The sequence below is a fragment of the Clostridium tarantellae genome (genome assembly GCF_009295725.1).
GTDB lineage: Bacteria > Bacillota > Clostridia > Clostridiales > Clostridiaceae > Sarcina > Sarcina tarantellae.
This window is the reverse complement of sequence record NZ_WHJC01000199.1, coordinates 1-6,145: the sequence shown is the minus strand read 5'-3', so window position 1 is coordinate 6,145 and position 6,145 is coordinate 1. Positions and strand designations below refer to the sequence as shown.

Annotated in this window: 8 protein-coding genes; all 8 read right to left on the bottom strand. The window is 22.8% G+C overall.

Going from position 1 to position 6,145, the window contains the following annotated elements; genetic code table 11:
• Positions 1–136 precede the first annotated feature (136 nt).
• Positions 137–1,318 (bottom strand): cation:proton antiporter, encoded by a 1,182-nt coding sequence (locus GBZ86_RS11350; protein ID WP_152890756.1) that lies wholly within the window; start codon positions 1,316–1,318, stop codon positions 137–139.
• 113 nt (positions 1,319–1,431) lie between these two features.
• Positions 1,432–2,088: a leucyl/phenylalanyl-tRNA--protein transferase gene (gene aat, locus GBZ86_RS11345; RefSeq protein WP_152890754.1), complete on the bottom strand. Its 657-nt coding sequence runs from the start codon at positions 2,086–2,088 to the stop codon at positions 1,432–1,434.
• A 95-nt stretch (positions 2,089–2,183) separates the two neighbouring features.
• Complete coding sequence (locus GBZ86_RS11340) at positions 2,184–2,600, bottom strand: DUF86 domain-containing protein (protein ID WP_152890752.1); 417 nt, start codon at positions 2,598–2,600, stop codon at positions 2,184–2,186.
• A 145-nt stretch (positions 2,601–2,745) separates the two neighbouring features.
• Complete coding sequence (locus GBZ86_RS11335; RefSeq protein WP_152890750.1) at positions 2,746–3,180, bottom strand: hypothetical protein; 435 nt, start codon at positions 3,178–3,180, stop codon at positions 2,746–2,748.
• 215 nt (positions 3,181–3,395) lie between these two features.
• Positions 3,396–3,785, bottom strand: coding sequence for a hypothetical protein (locus GBZ86_RS11330; protein WP_152890748.1), 390 nt, complete (start codon positions 3,783–3,785; stop codon positions 3,396–3,398).
• Between the two features lie 62 nt (positions 3,786–3,847).
• The gene (locus GBZ86_RS11325) at positions 3,848–4,135 is read right to left on the bottom strand and encodes a DUF503 domain-containing protein (RefSeq protein ID WP_152890746.1); all 288 of its coding nucleotides are present in this window, start codon (positions 4,133–4,135) and stop codon (positions 3,848–3,850) included.
• A gap of 74 nt (positions 4,136–4,209) precedes the next feature.
• A complete protein-coding gene (locus GBZ86_RS11320; protein ID WP_152890744.1) occupies positions 4,210–5,541 on the bottom strand; it encodes a DUF2334 domain-containing protein in 1,332 nt (443 codons plus the stop codon).
• A 214-nt stretch (positions 5,542–5,755) separates the two neighbouring features.
• Positions 5,756–6,121: a hypothetical protein gene (locus GBZ86_RS11315; RefSeq protein WP_152890742.1), complete on the bottom strand. Its 366-nt coding sequence runs from the start codon at positions 6,119–6,121 to the stop codon at positions 5,756–5,758.
• Positions 6,122–6,145: the final 24 nt, after the last annotated feature.

The following is a 6,145-nucleotide window of genomic DNA, read 5'->3' as shown; positions in this document are numbered from 1 at the left end:
GTTTTTGGTAATTATATTAAAACAAAGGTTACCGGCTATTTTCACGTCTAAATTTTTGGTAATTTATAAACTTTTTTCTAATTAAAATTTGTCAATGGTATTTGAATCCAAAGATTAAACACTAGTGATTTTATTGTTATATTTTTATTCTATTAAAAACTATTTTTAATAATATAGGAGTTATAACAGTAGTAGTAACTACCATTATAATAATTGGTGGTAAAAACAAAGGACTGAGTAAACCTAAGTTTGAACCTTTATTAGCTACTATCAATGCAACTTCTCCTCTAGAAACCATACCAACACCTATTTGCAATGCTTGTTCATTAGAAAGTTTAGCCATTTTAGCTCCTAATGCACATCCTATAACCTTTGTTAAAATTGCAACTATAATTAAAATTAAACTAAATAATACTAATATAGCTGACATTTTAGGTAATTTAACTTTAATTCCAATACTAGCAAAAAACATAGGTGATAATAACATATAAGATATAGTTTCAAATCTTGCCAATATATATTTTTTTCTCTTAGTACTTGATATTATTATTCCTGCAATAAATGCTCCAGTAATATCCGCCACACCAAAAAATCTTTCAGCTACAAATGATAAAAGTAAGCAAAAAACAAAAGATATTATCACAAACCTTCTTTTATCATTATTATATAATTTTACCCATTTATCAAAAGATCTATAAAATAGATATCCAATAATAGAAGATAGTAAAAAAAACATTGATATTTTACCTAAAACTAATAAAACATTCACTGTATTATCTGACATACTTGTTATTATAGTAAGTGCAATTATTCCTAATATATCATCTATTATAGCTGCACCTAAAATAGCATTTCCAGCTTCTGTACTTAACTTTCCTAACTCTTTAAGAGTTTCAACTGTAATACTTACAGAAGTAGCAGTTAATATAATACCAATAAATATATTTTGTAACATTACATTTCCTTCAACAGTAGCTAGATTACCTCTATTAAATATATAAGAAATAGTAATACCTCCTATTATAGGAATAATAACTCCCATTAAAGCTATTATAAAAGAAGCTTTACCTGTTTTTTTTAATTGTTTTATATCTGTTTCTAATCCTGCTGTAAACATTAATACTATAACACCTAATTCAGACATTTTTTCTATAAAACTAGTTTCATGTAGAACATCTAGTACTGCTGGTCCTAAAAATAATCCAGCTAATAAAGCTCCAACAACCTGTGGCATATGAAATTTTCTTGTAAGTAATCCTAGTAATTTAGTACTCAAAAGTATAATTGCTATATCAAACAAAAATTTGTAAGATAACATTTTACTCATCCCCAATTCTAAAATAATACATTTATAAAAAATTATATTATTTAAGTTTATAATATATATCAAAAAAGTATTAATTACTACTTTTACCACACTATTTATTCTTTTTAATTATTAATTTTTTTAATACCTTTATCTAACATATGCTCAAATTTTTTATAACTTATAAACTTTCCTCCCATGCTTTCTAAATGATTAGTATGAAATTGACAATCTATAAATATATAATTTTTTTTGAATAAATTATTAGCTAAATAAATTAATGCGATTTTAGAAGCATTACTAACTTTAGAAAACATACTCTCTCCAAAAAAGCATTTTCCAATATTAACACCATATAAACCGCCTACTAGTTCATCATCTTTATAAACCTCTACACTAGTAGCAAATCCTTTTTCAAATAAATTTATATATGCATTTTTAATATCTTCATTTATCCACGTTCCTTTCTCTTCTCTTAGTATTTTACAATTAGTTATAACTCCTTGAAAATCATTATTAAAAGTTACTTTAAATTCATTTTTTTTTATTATTTTTTTCATAGATTTTGATATTTTTATTTCATTAGGCTCTATTATAAATCTATTTTTAGGGCACCACCATAAAAGTGGTTCTTTCCCACTATACCAAGGAAATATACCCTTAGTATAAGCTAAAATTAATCTTTCTAAAGATAAATCACCACCTATAGCTAATAATCCATCTTCCTCTGCTAAATATGGATTTGGAAATAGAATTTCATTTGATAATTGATATATTGGCATTTTACTCCCCCATTTTCTTTTTTAATTTTATTATAAAAAAATAAGAATATATTCTACTAAGAATTTATTCCTATTTTATATTGCATAATTTTTAATTATATAAAATCATTTATAAAAAATATAAATTTTTCAATAATACTACTATGATTATTCAACTCCTCATATATCTCATCATCATTAATATTATAATATCCATAAGAAATTTTATCTTTTAATAAAATTAATTTTTCATAATTACTTATATAAATTTTATTCTCTCTACTATTTTTTATTATTATTTCAAAAGTATTTAAACTATTTTCTGGTAATCCCCATTGATTCCCTATTATTATGTAATTACATAAATTTATCATAGATTCTACAGATGACTTTAATAAATATTTAGTACTATCTATATTTCTAAAATCAGTTAAAAATTCAATTTTGCTCAAATCATTTAACTTATTTAATTTTTTTATATTATTATTCAAAAAAAGTACTTCTCTGGTTATTCTTTCTTTGTCTAAATTCATTTATCTTCACCTTTTTCCTTAAAATTCAAATATTCATTATACTATTAATTTTCAATTTAATTATTACCTTAAATTGAAAAAAATATTACTTTAAAATAAAAAGAATTTAGAGAGTACCCTAAATTCTCTAAATCCTTTTTATGATTTACCACCACAAGAATTTTCTATCATTATAATTTATTGTTATAATAATACAACCTTTATCATTCTCATGAGCTCTACTTGTAGTAACTATTATTTCACCCCATTTATATTTATAAAATCTTTTATTTTTTTCTGTTTTATATGGATTATCTATTAATGAATTTACCCATTCCTCATAATCCTTTAATTGAACTTCTGCATTATCTAAGCTTCTTAATTCTATCTCTTTAATTCTAGAATCTTTAAAAATTATATATGCAGTAAAATCTCTTCCATCTACATTTACATAATCAAGTATTTCACAGCTATATTTATTACCAAACTGCTTAGCTACAAACTTATATTTTCTTTTTAAATAGGCTACTACAGTTCTTTTACTACTATTTTTAGTAATACGTTTTTTTTCTAACGCTATCTCTCCTTTAGATAATCTCATGTTTTCTTATCCCCCTAATATTCAGAACATATTTATTATAAGTTACTTAACTTATTAATAATACATTTATATCTTATCATATGACTGTATTTATTTGTAGATGTTTCTATATTATTACATGATTATAAAATATATAAAATTATATAACTATATGAAATTATCCTTTAATCAACCTTTATATTTTAAAATTTTCATCTTATTAATAAACTTAATGATTAATACATAACAATATTAACTTCATTTAATATAGTTTCTATTTGATAATCCTTAACATTTAGGTCTATTTCATCTTTAAGAAGCTTTTTTATTAATTCTTCTTTTTCTTCATCAAAAAAACTTGATTCTTGTATTCTTTGAATAAATTCTTGTAAATCATATATTAAACATTCTCCTTCATCTACTCCTAATCTAGTAAATATATCTATAGAAGAATTTATATCTGTCATATCATAATCTCTATAATCAGGCTTATCTTTCATACATCTTAATCTTTCTGAATTATAAAAATCTATATAATTTTGAGCTTTATCTAAATCTTTAAAACCTTTTATTTCTCCTTTAGGGGTTACAATTATATAATCATTACTTGGTACTATATAATCCATTTTACTCACTCCTTATTATTTTTAAGATTATCTTTACCTTGTAATGAACTTGTTATACCTTATTAAAATACATATTCCTCATTTTCTATATCTATAATTTCAGCATCTGTATTTTCTTCCATAAAATTAATTAAACTTTCCATAGTAGAATCTATTTGTTTACTATTTGTACAAACAGCACTAATACCTATAATAATTGATTGATGTAAATCTTGATTTCCTACTTCTGCTACCGAAATATTAAACTTATTTTTTAACTTTTGAACTAAGCTTTTTACTACCATTCTTTTTTCTTTTAATGAATGACACCAGCTTGCTATTAAAGTTATTTTCATATTTAACACTTTCATTTTCTTCCTATTATTTAATATTTAAAAAATAGGATTCACCTCCATTTTGTTACAATTTTAATACTTAATTAAGTTTATTGTATACTATCAATGGGAATAATATTAATATTTCTTTGTTCTAGTGCTTCTATAATTCTTTGTAGTATTGATTTTTCTTTATAATTAGTTTCTGGATAACCATCTTGTCCCTCTTTAAAATCTATTAATGCTTGTTCTAAAAATGGATGATAAAAAAGACCTGCAAAAGTTTCTGATGGCATATTTAAAATTTTATTTACCATTTCATTAGCCTTACCACCTTCTACATAATATAATGGTGTTGGTATATAATATGTGTCTCTTCCACTTGGTGCTTTTATAGGATGTTCTTGCGATGATAATGGCTTATCAAAATCATAATTGTTAAATATATATTTAAATTTACTTTCTAATGCTTCATTTTGTTCTTTTGTTATTACATAATGAGGCGCTTCAAAAAAATCTATTTTTATATCCATATCTTTAGCTATTTGAAGTGCTTTATCCATTCTATTTATAGCATCTTCTACCCTAGGATATGGCGGGCCAAATTCATTTCCTATACCACTCTCTTCATTATCTCTCTGATGGGTATACCCATGAAGGCCTATTTTACCATTATTAAAAGAAACAAAATCTAAAGTATATATTAATTCTGCTAGTGAAAACTTATTTTCTTTAGATGGATCTGCATCTACATTTTCTTTTGGATTTATATATCTAGGTATCCATGCAATATTATATGGAATTTTTCTTTTTCCTAGATATTCTCCCATAGTTCTAATTGACTCTAAATACTCTGAATCACTTTGCTTTCCTGTACCACCTATAGCCACATCTTCAAATCTTAAAATCCCTTTTTCTTTACCATTACCTTTATATGGTTTTAAATCTTTCATATCTCTATTTTTATAAAGTTTTATAGTTTTTTTATCTGAATACCATCTAGTTTTTAAATCAAATATATTTGCAATATCTACTAAAGATATATAAACAATATTATCTTTTACAATTGGAGAAACTTTTAAAGCTCCTTTTTTATCTCCATTAATCCAACTATTTTCAGTTAAATTTATAATTACATTTTCATTATTAAATTTAATGTCTATGCTTGAATTGTTATTTATTTTTATTTCACCATTACTATTATTTATTATCTCTGAAACAGGAATATAATATCTATTTTTTTCTATATAAATTGGATACTTTAAATTCTGAACTTTTCCTTCTAAGTCTAAAGTAATTTTATCTTCTTGTTTATCTAAAACAGAAAAACTTTCATTATTAGTTGAATTTAATGAAACTGTTTTTACAGATGTTGATTTTTCACATCCAACTAATCCACTAACTAAAGTTAATAATATAATTGCTGTAATTAATTTTTTCATTTTTTTCCTCACTTTCATAATATAAATATACTTACCCTATAACATTATACTTTACTTTTATTTTTATAATAGTAACAAATTTATTTCTTTTCATTCTCAAAAATTGTATTTTTAAAAAATTATATAAGTTAAGTTATTTTTTTCAAAAAAAGCTAGAGTTAATTTTACTAAAAACAATAAAACTAACTCTAGCCTAGTTATAAAATTTCATTATTTAAAATTCTAAAAACATTCTTACATTTTTATTTAATGCTAATAAATAAAAGGCAAAAGAATATATAATAAAAAATATTAAGGATACAATAGCTGATTCAAATTCAATAAAAATACTAAACAATCCTACAAAGCATAATAAACTTAATAATGCTAAGGAATATCTAGTTAATTTTACAGCCCATTTTCTACCTAAATTTATATAATAACATACTATGCAACCCATCAAAAATTTAATTGACCAAAAATAAAAACTTTGATTCCAACTTAAAAAATAACCTATTGTAAAATCTAATAAATAAGAAAATATTATTATAGCTATAATGATATTTAAAATATTTTTTCCTTTTATCTCTTCTATACTCATTAGTATACCTCTTCTAATTTAATA